General features: G+C 65.5%; 19 protein-coding genes. 15 read left to right on the forward strand and 4 right to left on the reverse strand.

The features are described 5' to 3' along the window. Positions 1-8: 8 nt before the first annotated feature. The 4 genes from FNA67_RS05610 to FNA67_RS05625 all read right to left on the reverse strand — a co-directional run bounded on the left by FNA67_RS05610 (position 9) and on the right by FNA67_RS05625 (position 4,822). Complete coding sequence (locus FNA67_RS05610) at positions 9-938, reverse strand: substrate-binding domain-containing protein (protein WP_244616482.1); 930 nt, start codon at positions 936-938, stop codon at positions 9-11. Between the two features lie 97 nt (positions 939-1,035). Next, positions 1,036-2,172, reverse strand: a complete 1,137-nt coding sequence (locus tag FNA67_RS05615; protein WP_170267219.1) for an energy transducer TonB family protein — start codon at positions 2,170-2,172, stop codon at positions 1,036-1,038. 72 nt (positions 2,173-2,244) lie between these two features. Beyond that, positions 2,245-2,679 (reverse strand): hypothetical protein, encoded by a 435-nt coding sequence (locus FNA67_RS05620; RefSeq protein WP_049704279.1) that lies wholly within the window; start codon positions 2,677-2,679, stop codon positions 2,245-2,247. Positions 2,680-2,743: 64 nt separating this feature from the next. Next, positions 2,744-4,822, reverse strand: coding sequence for a TonB-dependent receptor domain-containing protein (locus FNA67_RS05625; RefSeq protein WP_147655345.1), 2,079 nt, complete (start codon positions 4,820-4,822; stop codon positions 2,744-2,746). Positions 4,823-4,999: 177 nt separating this feature from the next. Between FNA67_RS05625 and hemP the strand changes: the two genes are divergently transcribed. From hemP to trxC, 15 genes are all read left to right on the forward strand, one after another. Next, positions 5,000-5,185, forward strand: a complete 186-nt coding sequence (gene hemP / locus FNA67_RS05630) for a hemin uptake protein HemP (RefSeq protein WP_174851671.1) — start codon at positions 5,000-5,002, stop codon at positions 5,183-5,185. A 12-nt stretch (positions 5,186-5,197) separates the two neighbouring features. Continuing rightward, a complete protein-coding gene (locus FNA67_RS05635) occupies positions 5,198-6,247 on the forward strand; it encodes a hemin-degrading factor (RefSeq protein WP_049704282.1) in 1,050 nt (349 codons plus the stop codon). Between the two features lie 10 nt (positions 6,248-6,257). Continuing rightward, on the forward strand, positions 6,258-7,145 hold the full coding sequence (locus tag FNA67_RS05640; RefSeq protein WP_147655346.1) for a heme/hemin ABC transporter substrate-binding protein: 888 nt from the start codon (positions 6,258-6,260) through the stop codon (positions 7,143-7,145). 3 nt (positions 7,146-7,148) lie between these two features. Further along, the gene (locus FNA67_RS05645) at positions 7,149-8,252 is read left to right on the forward strand and encodes a FecCD family ABC transporter permease (protein ID WP_147655347.1); all 1,104 of its coding nucleotides are present in this window, start codon (positions 7,149-7,151) and stop codon (positions 8,250-8,252) included. A gap of 4 nt (positions 8,253-8,256) precedes the next feature. Continuing rightward, positions 8,257-9,042 (forward strand): heme ABC transporter ATP-binding protein, encoded by a 786-nt coding sequence (locus FNA67_RS05650; RefSeq protein ID WP_147655348.1) that lies wholly within the window; start codon positions 8,257-8,259, stop codon positions 9,040-9,042. Between the two features lie 211 nt (positions 9,043-9,253). Beyond that, positions 9,254-10,705 carry an ABC transporter substrate-binding protein gene (locus FNA67_RS05655; protein WP_244616644.1) on the forward strand — a complete coding sequence of 484 codons (1,452 nt, stop codon included), beginning with the start codon at positions 9,254-9,256 and terminating at the stop codon, positions 10,703-10,705. A 31-nt stretch (positions 10,706-10,736) separates the two neighbouring features. Beyond that, entirely contained in the window at positions 10,737-11,699 is a 963-nt protein-coding gene (locus FNA67_RS05660) for an ABC transporter permease (RefSeq protein WP_145976680.1), read from the forward strand. Further along, positions 11,696-12,559, forward strand: coding sequence for an ABC transporter permease (locus FNA67_RS05665; protein WP_049704288.1), 864 nt, complete (start codon positions 11,696-11,698; stop codon positions 12,557-12,559). Before FNA67_RS05660 ends, FNA67_RS05665 begins: the two co-directional genes overlap by 4 nt. Next, positions 12,556-13,365: an ATP-binding cassette domain-containing protein gene (locus tag FNA67_RS05670; RefSeq protein ID WP_147655349.1), complete on the forward strand. Its 810-nt coding sequence runs from the start codon at positions 12,556-12,558 to the stop codon at positions 13,363-13,365. Before FNA67_RS05665 ends, FNA67_RS05670 begins: the two co-directional genes overlap by 4 nt. Further along, positions 13,362-14,117 (forward strand): ATP-binding cassette domain-containing protein, encoded by a 756-nt coding sequence (locus FNA67_RS05675; protein ID WP_147655350.1) that lies wholly within the window; start codon positions 13,362-13,364, stop codon positions 14,115-14,117. The genes FNA67_RS05670 and FNA67_RS05675 overlap by 4 nt, the downstream gene beginning before the upstream one ends. A gap of 86 nt (positions 14,118-14,203) precedes the next feature. Further along, the gene (locus tag FNA67_RS05680) at positions 14,204-15,007 is read left to right on the forward strand and encodes a DUF1684 domain-containing protein (protein WP_147655351.1); all 804 of its coding nucleotides are present in this window, start codon (positions 14,204-14,206) and stop codon (positions 15,005-15,007) included. Between the two features lie 130 nt (positions 15,008-15,137). Beyond that, positions 15,138-17,771, forward strand: coding sequence for an autotransporter serine protease (locus FNA67_RS05685; RefSeq protein WP_170267220.1), 2,634 nt, complete (start codon positions 15,138-15,140; stop codon positions 17,769-17,771). Positions 17,772-17,816: 45 nt separating this feature from the next. Then, a complete protein-coding gene (locus FNA67_RS05690; RefSeq protein WP_147655353.1) occupies positions 17,817-18,254 on the forward strand; it encodes a MarR family winged helix-turn-helix transcriptional regulator in 438 nt (145 codons plus the stop codon). Continuing rightward, a complete protein-coding gene (locus tag FNA67_RS05695) occupies positions 18,251-20,092 on the forward strand; it encodes an FUSC family protein (RefSeq protein ID WP_147655354.1) in 1,842 nt (613 codons plus the stop codon). The genes FNA67_RS05690 and FNA67_RS05695 overlap by 4 nt, the downstream gene beginning before the upstream one ends. Positions 20,093-20,154: 62 nt before the next feature. Further along, complete coding sequence (gene trxC / locus FNA67_RS05700) at positions 20,155-20,589, forward strand: thioredoxin TrxC (protein ID WP_049704295.1); 435 nt, start codon at positions 20,155-20,157, stop codon at positions 20,587-20,589. The last annotated feature ends 50 nt before the right edge of the window (positions 20,590-20,639 follow it).

Raw genomic sequence — 20,639 nt, forward strand, 5'->3', positions numbered from 1 at the left:
GTCTTCCGTCAGTCGCACTTGACGCCCAGGCTGTCGCGCGTGATCAGCTCGACAGGGGCGTAGAGTTCGTCCTTCTCGGGCGTGCCGCCGGCGAGGATGGTATTGAGCTGGTCAGCCGCGATCTCGGCCATCTGCGTGAAGCCCTGGCGCACGGTGCCGACATAGGACGTGCACTTCTTGATGAGCTCGATCGCTTCGGGGTTCCCGTCGATGCCGGCAACCACGATGCCCTTGCGGCCCGCCGCCTCGATGGCGAGGTTCGCCCCGATGCCGGGCTCGTCCCAGCCGGCCCAGACGGCGTTGATCGCCCCTTCGGCCGGGTTGGCGAGCAGGATGGCGTCCATGGCCGCCCGGCTGTCCTCGATCTGGCCGGGCACCTGCACATAGTGGTCGGCGATCTGCTTGACGTCCGGATTGGCCTTGAGGGCCTCATCGAGCGCCAGCTCGCGCTGATGCACGCCGGGGTGGGCCGAATAGAAGAAGCGGACGATATTGCCCTTGTTCCCGATCGTGTCGAACAGGAACTTGGTCATGGTCTGGCCGAGCACGAAATTGTCCGACGTGACGTTGAGCACGGTCGAAGCGTTCTTGGCGCCGTCGATGGTGACCACGGGAATGCCGGCGGCCTTGGCTTTGTCGACCTGATCCTGGATCTGGGCAGGGTCGACCGAGACCAGCACGATGGCATTGGCGCCCTTGGTGGTGGCATCCTCGACGCGGCTCGCAAAGGCGCCCATGTCGCCGGCCGTATCGACCACATCGATCGACCACTGGTGCTTTTCTGCCTGCGCCTTGAACGAGTCGATCATCTCGGCCGTCGCGATCGCCGACAGGTACGGCGTGAGCACCGAAACCTTCTCGCCGGCAGCCTGCGCTGCACCGGCAGCCGTAAGCGCAAACGCCGCCGACAGGGCCAGCGACGTCATGGACTTGGTCATTTCGAGTTCCCTCCAGAATTCCGCGCCGACCTTACCGGTCGGGAGCAGGCGCTCCAAGCTCAAAATGCTGATCGATGCTCATTGGCCGCAGGGGCCGCTAGCGCACGAAGCCCAACGGCATCGTGAAGGTCCATTCGCTCTTGCCGGACTCCGGTGGGATCGCAGGGAAGGGCGCGGCGCGCTGAACGGTCTCGATCGCCGCCTTGTCGAACACCGGATTGCCCGACGAGCTCACGACGCGGATGCCCGAAGCCGAGCCGCCCGCCGAAACGGTGAATTGCACCTGCACTTCGCCACGCCCCCTGCCGCCAGAAGGGTAGCGCAGGGCGCGCCGCAGCCTGGAGAGAACCTGGCCGGGATACTTCGTCACCGACGCGCTATTGCCTTGCGCTCCGGTCCCCTTCTGGCCGGCCGATGCCGCGCTCGCCACCGCGTCGGCGTTGGAATTGCCGCCATTGCCTCCGGCACTGGGTTTGGGTTTCTGTGGTTGGGGCATTCTGGGTGTCTCGACGGCCTTCGGGTAGGTAGGCTCCTGCTTCTGCGCGACAGTCCGTGTCTGCGGCACGGGCGGGGCGTTAGGGTCAACCGGCTCGGTTGCCTCGATCGCTTCCGCCACCTCGGTCGGCTGGGCAATCTCCTGCGAGGGTGGCGGAGCGATGTCCTCTGGCTCGACGGTCACGGGCGTGTCTGGCGTGACGGCGTCAATCGCTTCGGCCACGACCGAGTTCGACGCCAGGAGCGGCACTGTTTCAGCTGCCAGGGTCTCGACCGGTTCGACCGGTTCTGCCACCGCCGCAGTCACCGGTTCCGCTTCCTGCCGGGCAGGCTCGACGGGCTCCGCCTCGATGGGTTCGACCGCCTCTGCGCTGGTGGGCGTGGCTTCAGCCTCGACCGGCTCGAGCGTTTCGCTCTGGGACGCTTCGATCACCTCGCCGCCGGCGGATACCATCGATTGGGTCGCGTCGCTCTCGATTTCGCTGACGGCGTTGGATTCGACAGTCTGCGTCGCGATGATCTCCACCTCGACGGCCGAACCCTCAATGTCGAGCGTGTCGTCGGCGGGAAGGAACAGGAAGAGTCCAGCGGCGAGCACGCTCCCATGAATAAGGAGCGAGGCCACCGGCCCCAGCAGCCAGTGCCTTTGCCTGGCTGGACGCCCGATATCGAGTAGCGATCTGCCCGGCACCGCAACGCTCGGCACGGGCTCGCCCGTGTTCTGGATAACGATTGGCACCCAGGCCCGCGGCGGTCTGCCGGGGAGGGGGTTGTCGTTGTTCCAGATGGGCCAGGCCGCGCTCATGGCAGATCAGAGTCCGAACTGGATGGCAGTCTTGTTGTCGGTCGAAAGTGTGGCCAGGCACTCCCCGGCCGCTACGTCGGTGCCGGTGCAGGCGGCAACATCGTTGATCAGCACCCGGCTCAGCCCGTCGCAGGGAATCTTGCCCAGGTCGAACTGCAGCACCTTGGTCTTGCCCGCCGGCAGCGCCTTGAAGTCCAGCGTCACCAGCCGCTCGATACCGCCTGCCGCGTTGAAAAGCGCCACCTCGAAAGCAGCCTTGTCGAGGGGTTTGCCCAGCCCGTTCGTAGCCAGGAACGTCACCCGGCAACCCGTCTCGCTCGGCTGGACCGCGTTGAGTTCGAGCAGAAGGCCTGCAGCCGGCGCCGTGTCCTGCGCCAGGGCGGCCGGCGGCAGGCCGATCGCGGCAAGCACCCCCAAAATTGCTGTTACGCGCGCGATCATCTCGGCTTCTCCTCGAAACGAAAAACAACCGGCGCGACAGGTTGGTGTCGCGCCGGTTTAGGCGTCAGTAGTCGAACTGCTTGGCCAGCGTCAGCTTGAACGTCCGGCCCTTGGAACGGTCGGGAGTCTGGTTGTCGCGGTAGTCGGCATTGAAGATGTTCTCGATCGAGAACTGCGCTTCCGTACCGGCGAACGGACCGGACTCCGGCTTCCAGGTCGTGAAGAGGTCGAACGTGGCGTAGCCCGGCGTCGCGGTGCTGGTCACCGAGCTGTCCGCCGCCGAAACGCCGGTATCGGTAGCCGCGACGAACGTCGCCTTGGCGCCGTATTCCAGGTTGTACTCGGGGTTGCGTGCGCCAACCGTGAGCTGGAGCTTGTGACCCGGGACCGAAGTCAGCGGGTTGCCCGTGACGTCGTTGGTGCCGACCATGGCCGCGTACGCTAGGCGCCCGAAGAGGAATTCGGACTCATAGCTGCCTTCCACTTCCACGCCGTAGATCGTGGCCTTGCCCACGTTCCAGAAGTAGGGGTTTCCGGCGACCGACGGAGCGGATTCGATGAGGTTTGTCAGGTCGTTGTAGAACCCGGTGACCTTGACGCTCGCCTGGTCGCCGTCGAACAGCAACTCGTATCCGGTGAGCGCGAAGCCCGCCTCATAGGAGTTGGATTGCTCCTTCTGCAGGGCGAGGCTTGGGCCCTTGGTCGAATTGTACTGATAGAGCTCGTCCAGCGTCGGCAGGCGTTCGGTATGGGCCACCGAGCCGAAGATCGACACATTGTCGTTGAACTTGTAGAGCGCCGCCACCTTCGGGGATAGCGCCACATCCTGGATGTCGTGCTGGCCCTTGGGCGTGATGTCGGGCTTCTGCCAGACGAAGTCGGCGCGCCCGCCGGTGATGATGGTGAGCTGGTCGTTGAGGACGAATTCGTCCTGCACATAGAGTCCAAGCCGCGTATCGGTGCCTTCCGGGTGCGTCGAAATCGCCGTACTCGCCAGCGGCAGCGTCGTGAACGCAACGCGATCCTGATAGCTCAACTGCGCGCCATAGGTCAGGAAGTTCTGCCAGTTCTCGCCGGTGAACTCGGAGGTGTTCTCCAGGCTCGCCTGCCAGGTCTTGTACCCGTATTCGGCATCGCCGATCGAGCCGATCGCGGAATTGGCCTGCTTCACATAGGTGTCCGAGTACGAAAGGTTCGCCTTCAGGTCCACCCAGGGATTGTCGAGGTCTTCGTTCTCGTAGTGAAGCACGGCAGTCTGGTCGACCACGTCGCGGTCCACCTTGCCGAACATCGCGACCGTGCCCGTCTGGGCGTAGTCCTGGTCGTCGTTCTTGCTCGACCAGCGCTGGTAGGAAAGGCTCAGCTTCTGGTCATCCTGGTCACCGAACCGGGCCGTGCCCTTGATGAGGCCGGAATAGGCGTCGAATGCGGAACCCGAAAGCGTCTTGCCGTTGGCGAGATCGAAATCATTCGACCGGCGCCAGTTGCCGGTGGCCAGGACGTCGAAGCCCTCATTGAACTTGTGCGCCACCAGGCCCGACATCAGCGTGCCGTTGCCGTTGGACGTGTACTGACCCTTGATGCGCACCGCCCCGGTCATGCCGTCCTTGATGAAGTCGGAGGCGTCCTTGGTGGTGAAGTTGATCACGCCCGCCAGCGCACCCGAGCCGTATAGCGTGGACGAGGCCGGACCGCGCAGCACTTCGACCTGCTTGTAGAGCTCGGGATCGGAGAAGAACGAGCCCATGCGGTACTGCTCGTAGAACTTCTTGGCTCCATCCACCGTGACGATGATGCGCGACTCGTCGCCGGAATTCTCCGCCGTACCGATGCCGCGAATGTTGAAGGATTCACCGAAAATGCGGTCGCTGCCGATCACCGAGACGCCCGGAACCGTCTCGAGCACGTCCTTCACGGTGGTGGCCTGCGCCTGATCGATATCGGCCTGATTGACCACCGTCACGGCTTGCGGGGTATCCACCGCAACCTTCTCGGCGCCCGCCCCGATCACGAGGCGCTCGAGCAGCGTGACGTATTTGCCGTTCACGGTCTGCGTCTGTGCGGCAACCTGCGGCACGCCCACCAAGACCGTCATCGCGGCGCCGCCCAGCAGCACCGCGACGTTTCTTCTTACCAGCCCCATTAAGAGTCTCCAGTTTCTTGAGATGCTGGCTGGCTCTGGGCTTGCTCGCACTTATTCTGGCTGCAGAAAAACATGATTTCTACAGTCCACTATTGACGTGTCTATAAATCATGATACTCAGAGTCAAGAATTAAGTCGGGGCTTCCAACACCCCGCTTCATTGCCTGGATCAGAGACGTGACGACGACCGACAGACCCCGCAGCTCCGCCCAACCCGCAGCCCGAAACGTGCCGGAAGTCCCTGTCCGTACCCTGACCAGCGCCGAAATCTTCGAGGGGACCACGGAGGTGCAAATCCTCCACGAGCAGGCGGTCTACCGCCTCAAGATCACCCGACAGGGCAAGTTGATACTGAACAAATAAGGGAGCCGACCAATGGCCAAGTCTCCGGCCGAGATCCGCGAAATTCGCGCCCTCCACCCCAAGATGCGCGAGCGCGATTTCGCACGCATCCACGGCATTTCCGAAGCCGAGCTCACGGCCGCCTATGTCGGCGAGAACGTGGTCCGGCTTAAACCGGACGTTGCCGTGCTGCTCGCCGGCCTTCCGGCCTGCGGCGAGGTCATGGCGCTCACCCGCAATGAAAGCGCCGTCCACGAGAAGATCGGCCCATACGAAAACGCCAAGGCCGGCGCCAACAGCGCCATCGTTCTGGGTGATGAGATCGATCTGCGTATCTTCCCCTCCAAGTGGGTCAGCGGCTTCGCAGTCGAGAAGTCGGACGGGGAGGGAGGCGTTCGTCGCTCGGTGCAGTTCTTCGACGTTGCCGGCGATGCCGTACACAAGGTGCACACGCGCCCCGCGACCAACCTCGAGGCCTGGAACGCACTGGTTGAAAGCCTCCGGTCCGAAGATCAGTCCCAACTCGTCGAGATCGGCACCGTGCCCGATGTGGCTGCGGTCGATGCCAGCGCCGCCGCAAGTCCCGAGGAACTCCTCGAGAACTGGTCCCGGCTCACCGACACCCATCAGTTCTTTGGCATGCTCAAGAAGCTCAACCTCGAGCGTCTCCAGGCCATGCGGATGATTGGCGACAACTATGCCTGGCCGCTCGATCCCGCTGCGACCGCCCAGATGATGAACGGAGCCGCCGCGTCGTCCCTGCCCATCATGGTGTTCGTGGGCAATGCCGGCTGCATCCAGATCCACGGCGGTCCCATTGCCAGGGTCGAGCCCATGGGGCCATGGCTCAACGTGCTGGATGAAACCTTCCACCTGCACCTGCGCCTCGACCACATCGCCGAGGTCTGGGCCGTCCGCAAGCCGACGGCCGATGGCCACGTGACGTCGGTGGAGTGCTACGGCGCCGACCAGAAGCTCATCATTCAGTTCTTCGGCAAGCGCGTGGAAGGCCACGATGAGCGGCCGGAATGGCGCGCGCTGGTCGAAAGCCTGCCCGTGCTCCAGCAGTCAACCGCCGCCTGAGGTCTTGGTAATGGTATCGAAGTTTTCCCGGGCCCTTGGCGCGCTCGCGCTCGCAGCAACGCTGACGGCGGGTTCCGCCTTCGGCGAGGATCTCAAGCCCTTCCCCGATTCTTCCCGGCTCGTGGCCGTGGGTGGCTCGCTCACCGAAATCATCTTCGCGCTCGGCGAGGAGGGGCGTCTGGTTGGGCGCGATTCCACCGCGGTCTATCCGGAGGCGGCGCTCGAGTTGCCTGATGTCGGCTACATGCGTGCGCTCTCGCCCGAAGGCGTGCTCTCGGTTAATCCGAGTGCCTTGCTGGTCCTCACCGGCTCCGGCCCCAAGGAAGCGCTCGACGTGCTTTCAAAGGCCTCCATCCCCTACCAGACCGTCCCTGAAGGCTTCTCCCACGAGGGCATCCTCGCCAAGATCAAGGCCGTCGGTCAGGCGCTGGACGTGGAAGACAAGGCGCGTGCGCTTTCCGATGAGGTCGACAAGGACCTCAAGGAGGCCGAGGCTCTCACTGCCAATGTCGCCGCAAGGAAGAAAGTGCTCTTCATCCTCTCGATGCAGGACGGCAAGGTCCAGGCGTCCGGAACCGGCAGCGCGGCCAACGGCATCATTGCCCTCGCCGGCGCCGAGAACGCCATCACCGACTATCAGGGCTACAAGGCTCTGACGGACGAGGCGATCATCAATGCCAGGCCCGATGTGATCCTGATGATGGATCGTGGCGGCGAACTCGCCGTCTCTGACGAGGCGCTCTTCACCCATCCGGGGATCGCCCTCACGCCCGCCGGCCAGAACCACAAGGTCGTCCGCATCGACGGCGCTTACCTCCTCGGCTTCGGTCCGCGCACGGCGTCAGCCGTCCGCGATCTGGCCAGGGCCATCTACGGCGACGCCCTGGGCGGAAACTGATCGATGACCGACCTCACCCTGAAAACCTGGCTTTCCATCCAAGAGCGCCCCGCGCGCGCCGGAGACAGGGCTCGGCTGGCAGCGGTGACGGTCGGCGGACTGGCCGTGCTCCTGATGCTGGTCTGCCTGCTCAGCCTCACCACCGGTGCCTCCGGTTCGTCGGGCTGGGCAGTCATTGAAAGCTGGTTCGGGCTTGTCGACAAGTCCGACCCGGCGGTCCTGCGCGAGCAGGTCATCATCTACGATATCCGCCTGCCGCGCATGGTCCTGGGCATCCTTATCGGCGCCGGTTTGGCCGTCTCGGGCGTCGTGATGCAGGGGCTCTTCCGCAATCCGCTGGCCGATCCGGGCCTGGTCGGTGTTTCGGCAGGGGCGGGGCTCGGGGCGGTGGTCATCATCGTCCTCGGGGCCACCATTGCCGCCCCGCTCGTTGCCCTGCTCGGCATCTATACGCTGCCCCTTTCAGCCTTCGGGGGCGGCTTGGTCACAACCCTCATTCTCTACCGGGTCTCGACCGCACGCGGGCAGACCGCCGTCGCCACCATGCTGCTCGCCGGCATCGCCATCGGTGCGCTGGCCGGGGCCATCACCGGCGTTCTCGTCTACCTCGCCAACGACCAGCAACTGCGCGATCTCACCTTCTGGGGGCTGGGTTCCCTGGCCGGCGCCACCTGGGTCAAGGTCACGGCCGCTGGTCCCATCATCGCCATTGCCGTTGCCTCCACCTTCTTTCTCGCCGGCGGTCTCAATGCCCTCACGCTCGGGGAGGCGACGGCCAATCACCTCGGCGTGCCGGTCCAGCGCTTCAAGAACATCGCCATCGCGGCCGTTGCCGCGGCCGTGGGCGCTTCGGTGGCCGTCAGCGGGGGCATCGGTTTTGTCGGCATCGTCGTGCCGCACCTGCTGCGCCTCGTCATCGGGCCCGATCATCGCTTTCTTCTGCCGGCCTCGGCCCTGCTGGGAGCCTCTTTCCTCCTGGGCGCCGACGCCATCAGCCGCGTGATCGTCGCCCCGGCCGAACTGCCCATCGGCATCGTCACCGCCTCGGTGGGTGGCCCGTTCTTCCTCTGGATACTGCTCCGCCGCCGCGACCGGCTGGCCTGGTAAACTCATGCTCCAAGCACGCGACGTTTCCGTTGCCATCGGCAACAAGACCATCATCCATGACGTGAGTTTCACGGCATCTCCCGGCCACGTCACCACCATTATCGGCCCCAACGGGTCCGGCAAGACCACGCTTCTCAAGGCTATCTGCTCGGACCTGGCCTATCGCGGCGAGGTCACCATCAACGGCCGGAACCTCAATTCGCTCAAGGCCTGGCAGGCCGCCTCGCTGCGCGCCGTGCTGCCGCAATCGACCACGCTGTCGTTCCCCTTCACCGTGCGCGAGGTCGTCGCCCTCGGCACAACCGCGGGCCGCTCCGGCGTCGATGATGCCGACAGCCTTCCCGAGCGCGCCCTTGAGCGGGTCGATCTCGAAGGTTTTGCCGGACGGTTCTACCAGGATCTTTCGGGTGGCGAGCAGCAGCGCGTGCAGTTGGCGCGCGTGTTGTGCCAGGTCTGGCAGCCCGTGCTCGATGGCCAGCCGCGCTACCTGCTGCTCGACGAGCCCGTCTCCAGCCTCGATATTAAGCACCAGCTGGCCATCATGGAGATCGCCCGCGAATTCGCCGATGCGGGCGGAGGGGTGTTGGCAGTCCTGCACGATCTCAACCTGGCGGCCATGTCATCCGATCGCATTCTGGTCATGCGGCGCGGCAACGCCGTTGCCTTCGGCGCGCCCGAAGAAGTGCTGCGCGACGAGGTCATCAACCCGGTCTTCGAGTGCAACCTCAAGGTTGGCGCGCTGCCCCGGCAGGGCGCGCCGTTCGTCCTGCCGCAATCGGCCCGGGCCTGACGGAACTTCCTTCCGCCACTTCGCGTAAAATTGGAATGCTCACGTTATCGCAGGAGTGGGCTTGCATCGACTTACGCTGTATCCATGATGCCTAGCGAGGGTCGATCCATCCGCCCTTGCGCCGTTTCGACGGAAAGCTGAACAAGGAATACACAAGATGAACAGCGTCATCGCTCCCCGCAAATTCACCGCCGTGGCGGTCGCCGCGCTCATGCTCGCCGGCACCGCCTTCGGCGTCTCCGCCCAGGATTTCGACGCCAACGCCACCATCAATATCGGTTCGCTCTACGAGCCGCAGAACCTGGACAACACCGCCGGTGCCGGGCAGGGCGTCAACGAGGCCTTCAACGGCAACGTCTATGAAGCGCTCTTCAAGCTGACAGACGAAGGCAAGGTCGAAAAGTCGCTCGTGGCCGACTACACCCAGAGCGAGGATGGCCTCACCTACACCTTCACCCTGCAGCCCAACGTCAAGTTCCACTCGGGCGATCCGCTGACCTCGGCCGACGTCAAGTCCTCGATCGAGCGTGTCGTGGCCGAGAACTCCAAGTCCTCGCGCAAGAAGAGCCTCTCGAACATCGATTCGATCGAGACCCCCGACGACTCGACCGTCGTCATCAAGCTCAAGAGCCGCTCGATCTCGCTGCCCTATAACCTCTCCTATGTCTGGATCGTCAACGACGCGGCCACCGACATCACCTCCCAGGAAGACGGCACCGGCCCCTACAAGCTCGCCGACTGGCGCCGCGGCTCGGCCCTCGCGCTCGAAAAGTTCGACGGTTACTGGGGCGCCGCGCCAACCAATGCCGGCGTGACCTACAACTATTTCACTGACGCCACCGCCCTCAACAATGCGCTGCTGACCGGCGCCGTTGACGTCATCACCTCGGTGCAGAGCCCGGACTCGCTGGCCCAGTTCAAGGACAACCCGCAGTTCAAGGTCACCGAAGGCGCGTCGACCACCAAGGAAATCCTGGCTTACAACGATCGCGTCGCGCCATTCGACAACGTCAAGGTCCGCAAGGCTCTGGCCCGAGCCGTGGACAAGAAGAAGCTGCTCGAATCCATCTGGGGCCCGTATGGCACGCTGATCGGCTCCTTCGTGCCGCCGACCGATCCCTGGTATGTCGACCTGACGGGCGTTGACCCCTACGATCCGGAAAGCGCCAAGGAACTGCTCAAGGAAGCCGGCTTCCCCGATGGCTTCGAATTCACCATCGACACCCCGGATTACGACCCGCACCCGATCGTCGCGCAGTTCCTGCAGAGCGAATTCGCCAAAGTGGGTGTCAAGGCCAACATCAACATCATCACGGCCAACGAGTGGTACACCAAGATCTACCAGTCCCATGACTTCCAGGCCACGCTCCAGGAGCACGTGAACCACCGCGACATCGTGTTCTACGGCAACCCGGACTTCTACTGGGGTTACAACAACCCTACCGTTGTCGACCTCATCGCTTCGGCCGAAACCCAGCCCACCGAGGCCGACCAGACCGCCAAGCTGCTCGAAGCCAACAAGCTCATCGCTGAGGATGCAGCCAGCAATTGGCTCTACCTCTATCCGCAGATTGTGGTATCTGCGGCTAACGTCAGCGGCTATCCGATCAACGGCCTGAACTCGCAGTTCTTCGCCTACGGCATCAAGAAGGCCGCCAACTAACGCGTCAACAGCCGGACGGAAGGAAAGCCCTATTCTCAGCTACACCCTCCGTCGGCTTGTTATCCTGGCACTGTCGCTGCTCATCGCAGCGGCGGTGCTCTTCGTCCTTCTCCGCCTCCTGCCGGGTGACCCGGCCAATGCCTTGCTCTCGGTCGGCGCATCGCCTGCCCAGATCGAGGCGGCGCGCCAGGAGGTCGGCTCCAACCTGCCGCTCGCCCAGCAGTTCGCCCATTTCGTCTCGAGCCTCGCCCGCTTCGACCTCGGCACGTCCTTCGTCAGCAAGACCCCCGTGCTCGCCGAAATCGGCAACCGCCTCTCGGTCACCATTCCCCTCACGCTGATGAGCTTCGTGCTGGCGCTGATCATCGCCGTTCCGCTCGGCATCATCTCCGCCGTCAAATCCGACAAGTGGTATGGCGGGGTCATCTCGATCGTCTCCCAGCTCGGCATCGCCATTCCGGTCTTCTGGGTGGGCATCCTGCTCGTCACCATCTTCGCGGTGAACCTCAAGCTCTTCCCGTCGTCCGGCTTCCCCCTCAAGGGCTGGAGCAATTTCGGCGCGGCGCTTTATTCGCTGCTGCTGCCCACCCTCACCATTGCGCTCGTCATGTCTGCCTCCTTGCTGCGCTACGTCCGCTCGGCCGCCCAGGACGTGCTCGGGAGCGACTATCTGCGCACCGCCCGGGCGCTCGGCGCCAGCTTCCCCGAGGCGCTGGTGCGCCACGGCATCCGCAACGGCTCGGTTCCGGTCATTTCCATCCTCGGCATCGAGCTGGCGACCGCCTTCCTCGGCGCCGTCGTGGTCGAAAAGGTCTTCGCGCTGCCCGGCCTGGGCTCGATGCTCCTGCTCGCCATCCAGCAGCGCGACTACCCCAACGTCCAGGGCGTCCTCTTCATCTCGACGCTTCTCGTCCTGCTCGTCGGCTTCTTTGCGGACCTCCTCCAGCGCATCATCGATCCGCGCCTGCGCGACAATCGGGCGAGGCCGGCATGACCACGTTCGAAGAAACCGCCGCGCTGCCGCCGGCCAAGGTCCGCACGCGCCGCTCCTTTACCCTCTGGCTTGGCCTGTTCCTCGTCGGCATCCACGTCGTCATGGCGCTGCTGACGCTCGTCTGGACGCCCTACGACCCGGGCAGCATGACCGGCGGGCGCCTCGCGCCACCCTCCTGGGAGCACTGGGCGGGCACCGACCGTCTCGGTCGCGACTTCTTCACCCAGATCATGATCGGCTCGCGCATTGCGCTGCAGGTCGGCATCGGTGCGGTGGCCATCGGTGCGGTGATCGGCGTCACCCTGGGCATGCTCGCCGCCTTTGCCACGCGTTTCCTCGACGACGCGTTGGCCGCCGCCCTCGACATCCTCATCGCGTTCCCGACCTTGCTGCTCGCCATGCTGATCGTGGCGCTGGGCGACAGCGCCAGCCTCGGCTCGGCTATCCTGGCGCTCGGCATCGCCATCTCGGCCATCGTGGCGCGCCTCACCCGCATTCTCGCCAAGCGTGTGCTCCAGCAGGACTACATCATCGCCTCGCGCACCTCGGGAACGTCCTGGCCCGGCATCGTCAGGCGGCACGTCCTGCCCAACATCTGGCCGACGCTTTCGGTCAACTTCGCGCTCCAGTTCGGTCTCGCCGTGATTGCCGAAGCCTCGCTTTCCTATCTCGGTCTCGGTGCCCCGCCGCCCAATGCCTCGTGGGGCCGTCTGCTCCAGGAAGCGCAGGGCACGGTCTACACCGCCCCCATCGGCGCCATCGCGCCCGGTATTGCGCTGGTCACCCTCGTCATCGGCGTGAACCTTCTCGCCGACGGCCTGCGCGACATCGGCGACCCAACCCGCAAGAGGTCGCGATGAGCCCCTTGCTCGATATCCGCAGTCTGACGCTCACCACCGGCGGTCGCCCGCTGGTGTCCGATCTCTCCTTCGCCATCGAGCCCGGCGCCCGCCTTGGCCTCATCGGCGAATCCGGTTCCGGCAAATCCCTCTCGGCCATGGCCGCCATGGGTCTGCTGCCGCGCAACATCGTGCCCTCCGGATCGATTCAACTGGACGGGCAACAGGTCATCGGCGCCCACGAGCGCGTGCTCAACCGCCTGCGCGGCCAGGCCGCCGCCGTGGTATTCCAGGAGCCGCTGACCGCGCTCGACCCGCTGCTCAAGATCGGCCGCCAGGTCGCCGAGCCGCTCCAGCGCCGCTGGACGCGCGAGGGGCGGCGCCTCGAGGGCAGGGACCTCCAGCGCGAGGTCATCGGCCTTCTCGAAGAGGTCTCCCTCCCCACCCCCGAGCGCATCGCCGCTTCCTATCCGCACGAAATCTCGGGCGGCCAGCGCCAGCGCGTTGCCATCGCCATGGCGCTCGCCTGCCGGCCCAAGCTGCTCATTGCCGACGAGCCGACCACCGCCCTCGACGTCACCACCCAGGCCGAGGTCCTCAAGCTCCTTGACAGGCTCGTGCGCGACAACGGCATGGCGCTGCTCTTCATCAGCCATGACCTGCCGGTCGTGGCCCAGATCGTTCAGGACGTGGTGGTGCTGCGCAAGGGCGTCGCCGTCGAGGCCGGGCCCGTGGCCGAAGTCTTCGCCCGCCCGTCCGATCCCTATACCCGCTCGCTGGTCGACGCCGCGCAGGCCTTCGACAAGGCGCTGGAGGGCGTAAAATGACCCTCGTTTCCGTCGAGAACGTGAGCTTCGGCTATGGCCGCGACCGCCTCGTGCTCAACGATGTCTCGCTCACGATCAGGCCGGGCGTCAGCATCGGCCTCGTCGGTGAGAGCGGCTCGGGCAAGACCACCCTCCTGCGACTGCTCCTTGGGCTCGGCAAGCCCTCCTCTGGCCGCATCCAGTTCGGCGACCAGACGCTCGAGGCGGGCAACGCCGCCTTCATGCGCAGCTACCGGCGCAATGTGCAGGCCGTGTTCCAGGATCCGTATTCCTCGCTCGACCCGCGCCAGACGGTGCAGGGCATCGTCTCCGAGCCGCTGCAATCGCTGCGCATTCCCGGTGACCACCGCCAGATGGTGGTGGCGGCGCTCCAGTCCGTGGGACTGGAGGGCGACGTCCTCGGGCGTTACCCGCATGAATTCTCTGGCGGTCAGCGCCAGCGCATCGCCATAGCGCGTGCCATCGTCGCCCGCCCCCAGCTCGTCCTCGCCGACGAAGCCGTGAGCGCCCTCGATCTCTCCACCAAGGTCCGCATCGTCGACCTCTTCAAGGAGCTCGCCGCGCAGGTGACATTGCTCTTCGTCTCCCACGACCTGGGGGTGGTCGCGGCGCTGTGCGAGGAGATCGTGATTTTGGAGCGCGGACGCATTGTCGAAAGCGGCAGAACGCACGAGATACTGAAAAGCCCGCAGCATCCCTATACGCGAGCCTTGCTGGCCAGCGTGCCGCGGATGCCGGAGCTGACGACTTAGCCCGCCCCACCATGCGACTTTCCCGGCTGGACCGCGGCCTGTCGCTCGAGTTTGACGGTGCGGAGAGTGAAACGAGGACCACTGAAATGACCGACTATCTCACCCAACTGGACGCGTGGAAGGCTCATCGGCTTGAACGGCTCAAGGCAGCCGACGGTTGGCTCAACGTCATCGGCCGGTATTGGCTCGAGAACGGCACCGTGAGCGTCGGTTCGGCCCACGACAACGACCTCGTCCTCTCGGCCGGGCCGGCCCATGTCGGCACCGTCACGCAGGATGCCGAAGGCGTCACCTTCACTCCGGCCGAAGGCATCGAGGGGCACGAGAACGGTCCGGTCCGCCTCAAGCTCGACAAGCATCACCCGCCGCGCTTCCATGCCGGCTCGCTCCTGCTCGAAGTCACCACCCTCAACGGCCAGCACGCCCTGCGCGTCCGCGACAGCGCTTCGACCGCCCCGGCCGACTTTCCGGGCATCCCCTATTATCCGGCCGATCCGAGCTGGCGCATCGTCGCTGATTGGCAACTGCTCGATACGCCCATCACCATGACTGTCGACACGGTTCTCGGCATCCCGACCGAGGTCACCGTCACCCACAAGGCCGTTTTCCAGCACGATGGCCAGACCTACGAGATCATTGCCACCCACGGTTCGGCCAAGTCGCCGCAATTCGTCATCAAGGACCCGACTTCGCGGACCGACACCTATCCTGCCTCGCGCTTCCTCTTCGGCGAGGACGTGACCGACAGCTCGATCGTTCTCGACTTCAACAAGGCCATCAATCCGCCTTGCGCCTTCACCGAGCACGCCGTCTGCCCGCTGCCGCCTCCGGAGAACGTGCTGCCTTTCGCCATCACGGCGGGCGAGAAGCGCATCGCCAACAGCCACTGAGCGCCCGGACAGGCCGGCTTGACCGTGAGGCGGGCATAACGAATTATGCCCGCTATTGCGGGGAAGTCATTTGATCAAGGTGTATTGGGCACGCCGGCTCGGCGCGATGCTTGTGTTGGGAGCCGTCTCTGTGACGGCTGCTTTGGCTTTCGAGCCGACCGACCCGGAATACTGGCGCACGCCCGAGTTTCAGGCGCAGATCGGGCTCGACTACATCTACGCGCAGGACGCCTATGCCCTGGGCCTTGATGGCACCGGCGTCAATATTGGCCTGCTCGATACCGGCATCGACATGTCGCACCCCGAATTCGCGGGGCGCAGCTTCTCGGGTTGGGCGCTCGACGGAGTGCTCTGGAGCCGTGATGGCAACGGCCACGGCACCATGGTCGCCTCGGTGCTGGCGGCAAACCGCGATGGCGTCGGCATGCATGGCGTCGCGCCCGGCGCCCGTTTGCTGGTGGCCTCCGATCTCAACAGTCGCGGCGAGTTTGACGAGCAGGCGTTAGTCGGCGGCGTCAACTGGCTGATCGACCAGGATACCGACTTCATTCTCTACGAACTCGGCCACACCGGCTTTCCTGTGGTGGATTACACGCTCGCCGATGCTCACGATACGCTTGGCATGCCATTGCTCGATGCCTTCCATCGTGCCACCGACGCCGGCATCGTCATAATTGTCCCCACCCACAACCAGTTCTTCGATGACCCGAGTCTCGAGGCCGGGCTGCCCTCGCTCTTTCCCGAACTCGAGGACAACTGGCTTGCCGTCTCGGGCTACTATTACGGCAACAAGTGCGGCGTGGCGAAATACTACTGCCTGACCGCGCCGGCTGAGGATATTCGGGTCGCCGCTGCGGGTGGCGGCTATGAGAACGTCTGGGGCACGTCCTTTGCCGGCCCCCATGTCGCGGGCGTGGCGGCGCTGGTCAAGCAGCGCTATCCCTACCTTACCGCCAACCAGATCAAGCAGGTCCTGCTTGGCACCGCCTGGGACGAGAACGGCGACGGCGTCGATGACCAATTCGGCTACGGCTTGCTGCAGGCATGGGCCGCAGTGCGCGGGCCGGGCAAGTTCGACTGGGGCGATTTCCACGTCGTCCAGCCTTCGGGCGTCAGCTCCTGGTACAACGCCATTTCCGGCGCCGGCGGCCTGATCAAATCGGGTGAGGGCGCCCTGATCCTGCGTGCCGACAACACCTATACCGGCCCCACGCGCGTTGATGGCGGCGACCTCGTGATCGAGGGATCGATCGCCTCCAATGCCTTCGCCGATCCCGGCGGCGTCCTGACGGGCGACGGCACCATCGATGGCGCAGTGGAGAACCGCGGCACGCTCATGCCCGGCTGGGGTGCAGACGGCGGAACCCTCACCATTTCGGGCAACTACGATCAATACGCGGATGCCTCGCTCCTGGTCTATGTCGGCGGTCGCTTCGGCGTCAGCCACGCCGCCATCCACGGAGCTGCTTCGCTCGACGGCACGGTGGAGGCGCGCGTGCTCGCAGGTGGCTACCAGGGCGACGCCGAGCATGAAATCCTGCGCGCCGACCTCGGGCTCACGGGCCAGTTCGAGGGCGTCACCGACGACATGGCTTTCCTCGATACGCAACTGCGGTACGACCCCGACGCCGTCTATCTCGGCGTGCGGCGCAACGGCGTCACCTTCACCAGCTTCGCCGGCAGTGCCAACGGGGCAGGGGCCGCCGGCGCCATCGAGGCGCTGGGCGTAGGCAACAGCCTCTTCGATGCCGCCGTAACGCTCTCGACTGCCGACGCTGGCGCCGCCTTCGAGCAATTGTCCGGCCAGAAGCAGGCTTCCACCGCGACTGCATTGGCCGATGCGGGAAGCCTCGTCGGCTCGATGGCCAACGATCGCCTGCGCTCGGCCTTCGGTTCGGCGGGCGCGGTCGAGGTTCCCATCATGTCCTATGCCGATGGCGGGACGCCGCTGATGGTCTCGATGGATTACCAGGGACCCGCCTTCTGGACGAGTTCGCAGGCGGCGTGGGGAAGCGGCGATGCCATGAGCCGGTTCAGCGCCGGCCAGCTCGTTGGCGTCGATGCCCCGTTCGGTGACTGGCGGCTCGGCGCGCTGGCTGGGGTCGGCCTCACCTCGACCAGTTCGAGCACCGCCAGCCTCAAGGGCACCGACTACCATTTCGGTGTCTATGGCGGCACCAGTTGGGGCAGCCTCGCGCTGCGCAGCGGCGCCTCCTTCTCCCATCATGAGCTTGAGACCAGCCGCAGCGTCACGGCAGGGGGCCTCGATCAGACCCTCACCAGCAGCTACGGCGGCAACACCGCCCAGGCCTTCGCCGAACTCGGCTACGGCATTGAAGCGGGCGACCTGCATTTCGAGCCCTTTGCCGGGCTCGCCTATATGAACGTCTGGACCGATGGCTTTGCCGAAACCGGCGGTTCCGCCGCACTTTCGGGCAGCGGCACCACGCTCTCGGCGTTGTTCACCACCATCGGCCTCAACGCCCACACGCGTATCGTCATCGGCGAAACCGAGGCGGTGGTGCGCGGCTCCGCCGGCTGGCGCCATGCCTTTGGCGACGCGCCGGTCTCCACCCAGGCATTTTCCGGCAGCGGCTCTTTCGCCGTCACCGGATCGGAGATCGACCGCGACGTCGCGCTCCTCGAAGCGGGCGTCGACTTCCCGATCAGCGCCAGCGCCACCGTCGGACTGACCTACGGGGGGCAGCTATCCGCCAAGTCTCACAGCCATGGCTTCAAGGCGGAACTGCGCGTTGATTTCTAGATGAGATAGTTTGCATATCAAACTATCTCATGATACATCCGTTGCATGACCTCCCCCAGACATCGCTTTGGCATTGCCTTCATGCAACTCGCCCGCCAATGGCGCCGCGCCGTCGATGCGCGCCTCGCCGAAGCGGGGTTGACCGACGCCACCTGGTCGCCGCTCGTGCACCTGGACCACCGGCCCGACGGCGTGGTCCAGAAGGATCTGGCGCACCTGGTCGGCATCGACGATTCCAGCCTGGTCCGGCTCGTTGACCTTCTCGAACAGCGCCAGCTCATCGAGCGCAGGGTCGACGAGCAGGACCGGCGCGCCAAGCGCATCGTCCTGACCGATATCGGCAGGACCGCCGTGCGCGACATCCGCAAGACCCTTCACGCCGCCGAAGCGGAAATGCTGGCCGGCCTCGGTGACGAAGAGATTGCCGCCATGCTCGACGCCTTCGCCCGGATCATGGCCAACGCCCAAGAGGCGCGACCGTGAGCATTCTGGAAAGAGCCGAGGCGCTCGGCTTCGATCTGCCGCGCCTGCGCTACGGCCTGCGCACCGCCCTTGCCGCGTTCCTTGCCCTCCTCGCCGCCTGGGCACTGGGCCTCGAACACCCGCAATGGGCCGCGATGACGGTCTGGGCCGCGTCCCAGCCTGTGCGCGGCATGCTGGTCGAAAAGAGCCTCTTCCGCGCCGCCGGGACGGCTGTCGGCGTAGCCGCGGGACTGCTGCTCATGCTGGCCTCGGACGGGCAGACGGCGATCCTCGTCGTCGGCCTCGCCCTTTGGGTGGGCCTCTGCGCCGGAGCCGGCAACGTGCTGCGCGGCTTCATGTCCTACGGCACGATCCTTGCCGGATTTTCGGCTGCGATGGTGACGCTCCTGAGCACCGCGCACCACGATTCCATCCTCCTGCTCGGCTACGACCGCCTGATGACGGTTCTCGTCGGCGTCTTCGTCGCCCTGCTCGTCGGGCTCATCTTCACGCCCGCTTCGGCCGGAGACTACGAGACCTCGGCCAGCCGGCTCACCGGCCGCCTTCTCGATGAGATGGCCCGCCCGCCAGCCGAACGCAGCCTCGGCGAACAGAAGGCCATTCTCTCGGAGGCCGCCCTCATCGAGGAAGCGCTCGATCCGCATGCCGCCGGCTCGCTCAATGCCCGCCGGGCGGCGCATGCGGTCCGTGCGCTGGTCCTGGCGCTGGTATCCGGCCTCCTCTGGTTGCGGGGGCCGGAGGCCCAGAGGATTGATGGGGAGGCACGTGGCCGGCTCGGGGAGGGCGCTGCGCTGGACGCGGCCCGTTATCCCGAAGTTGCAGCGGTCCTCCAGGCCATCGGCATCGCCGTCGATGGCCTGGGCAACCGTCCGGTTGCCGAACCGCACATGCGTCCTCCAGTGGTTCTGCACCGCGACTGGCGCGGTGCCCGCGCCGCCGCCATCAGGGCTAGCGCCACGATGCTGGCCATCGGCCTCGTCTGGGTCCTGACCGGCTGGGAGGCGGTGCCCTATGTCCTCCTGGGCACCTCGGTGATGATCACGATCTTTTCCACCTTCGATGACCCTGCCGGCATCCTCAAGGCGGTCTTCGCCGGCCAGGTCTTCGGCGCCATCGCGGCGCTGGCCTGCCGCTGGCTGCTCTGGCCGCTGGCAGACAGCGAACTGACCATGCTGCTGATGATGGCCCCGTTCATCGTCTCGGGCGCATTCGTGCTGTCGAACCGGCGCACCATGCCTGCCGCCCCCGACTATGCCATGGTCTTCCTGCTGCTCTCCCAACCGGTGCTGCCGCTCTCGGGTAGCTTCGGCCAGTCGGTTTCCACCGCGCTCGCCGTGGTCGCCGGTCCGCTGATCGCGCTGGCGGCTTTCAGGCTCATCTACCCGATCGATCCGGCCCGTCGCCTCCAGGCGCTCATCGCCGCCATGGTGCGCGAACTCGAGGAAATGGCGCGCGGCGACGCCCAAATCCGCGGCGATCGCTGGCGCATGCGCCTCAACCACCGCCTCCTCAGGCTCGTGCGCTGGGTCGAAAAGACCCGCAAGGGCGATATCCCCGCCTTCGAAGGCAGCTTCGCCGTTCTCGCGCTCGGCAGCGCCATAGCGCGCCTGCGCGATCTGCAATCGCAGTCCGATCTGGATCCGGGCGCCAGCCGGGCCGCGCGCGTCGCATTGGCCCGGAGCGCCACGGTGGGCGTCGCGCCCGACCGAGCCGCCCGATCGCTCGAACGCGCGGCCGCGCGCCTGGGCGCCACGGGCGACGCCGAACTCATTGCCAATGCCGCCCGGCAGGTCGCGTCCAACGCCTCGTTCTTCCGGCTGGCGGGCGCCGCCGCCTGATCCTCTTGCGCCAGGCCGCAATCGGAACCACCTAATGGGCATGTTCAGATTGGATATCGACCATGGCTAACGAAGAACGTGTCGTCTGCGTGCATTGTGGTGCCGTCAACCGCGTACCCGCCGGGAGTAATGCCGATGCGGCAAAATGCGGCCGCTGCGGCGAGCCGCTGTTCGAAGGCAAGCCTGCCGATGTTGCCGCCGCGATGGTTGACCGCCAGATGACCAAGGGCACCCTGCCGGTGGTGGTTGACGTGTGGGCGCCCTGGTGCGGACCCTGCCGCATGATGGCCCCCGAATTCGAGAAAGCCGCCCAGGTCGGCGAACCGGGGATGCGCTTCCTCAAGCTCAATTCCGACGAGCATCAGGAAATGGCGGCCCGGTTCGGCATCCGCGGCATCCCCACCATGCTGTTGTTGCGCGATGGCAAGGAAGTCGCGCGCGTCTCGGGCGCCATGACCTCCAACCAGATTCTGGGCTGGCTGGCCCAGAACCGCTAGCGGGCCAGCATCTCCGGCAGCGGCGAGGGCGCCCACGCGGCGCCCTTTTT

The organism is Youhaiella tibetensis, assembly GCF_008000755.1.
Taxonomy (GTDB): Bacteria; Pseudomonadota; Alphaproteobacteria; order Rhizobiales; family Devosiaceae; genus Paradevosia; species Paradevosia tibetensis.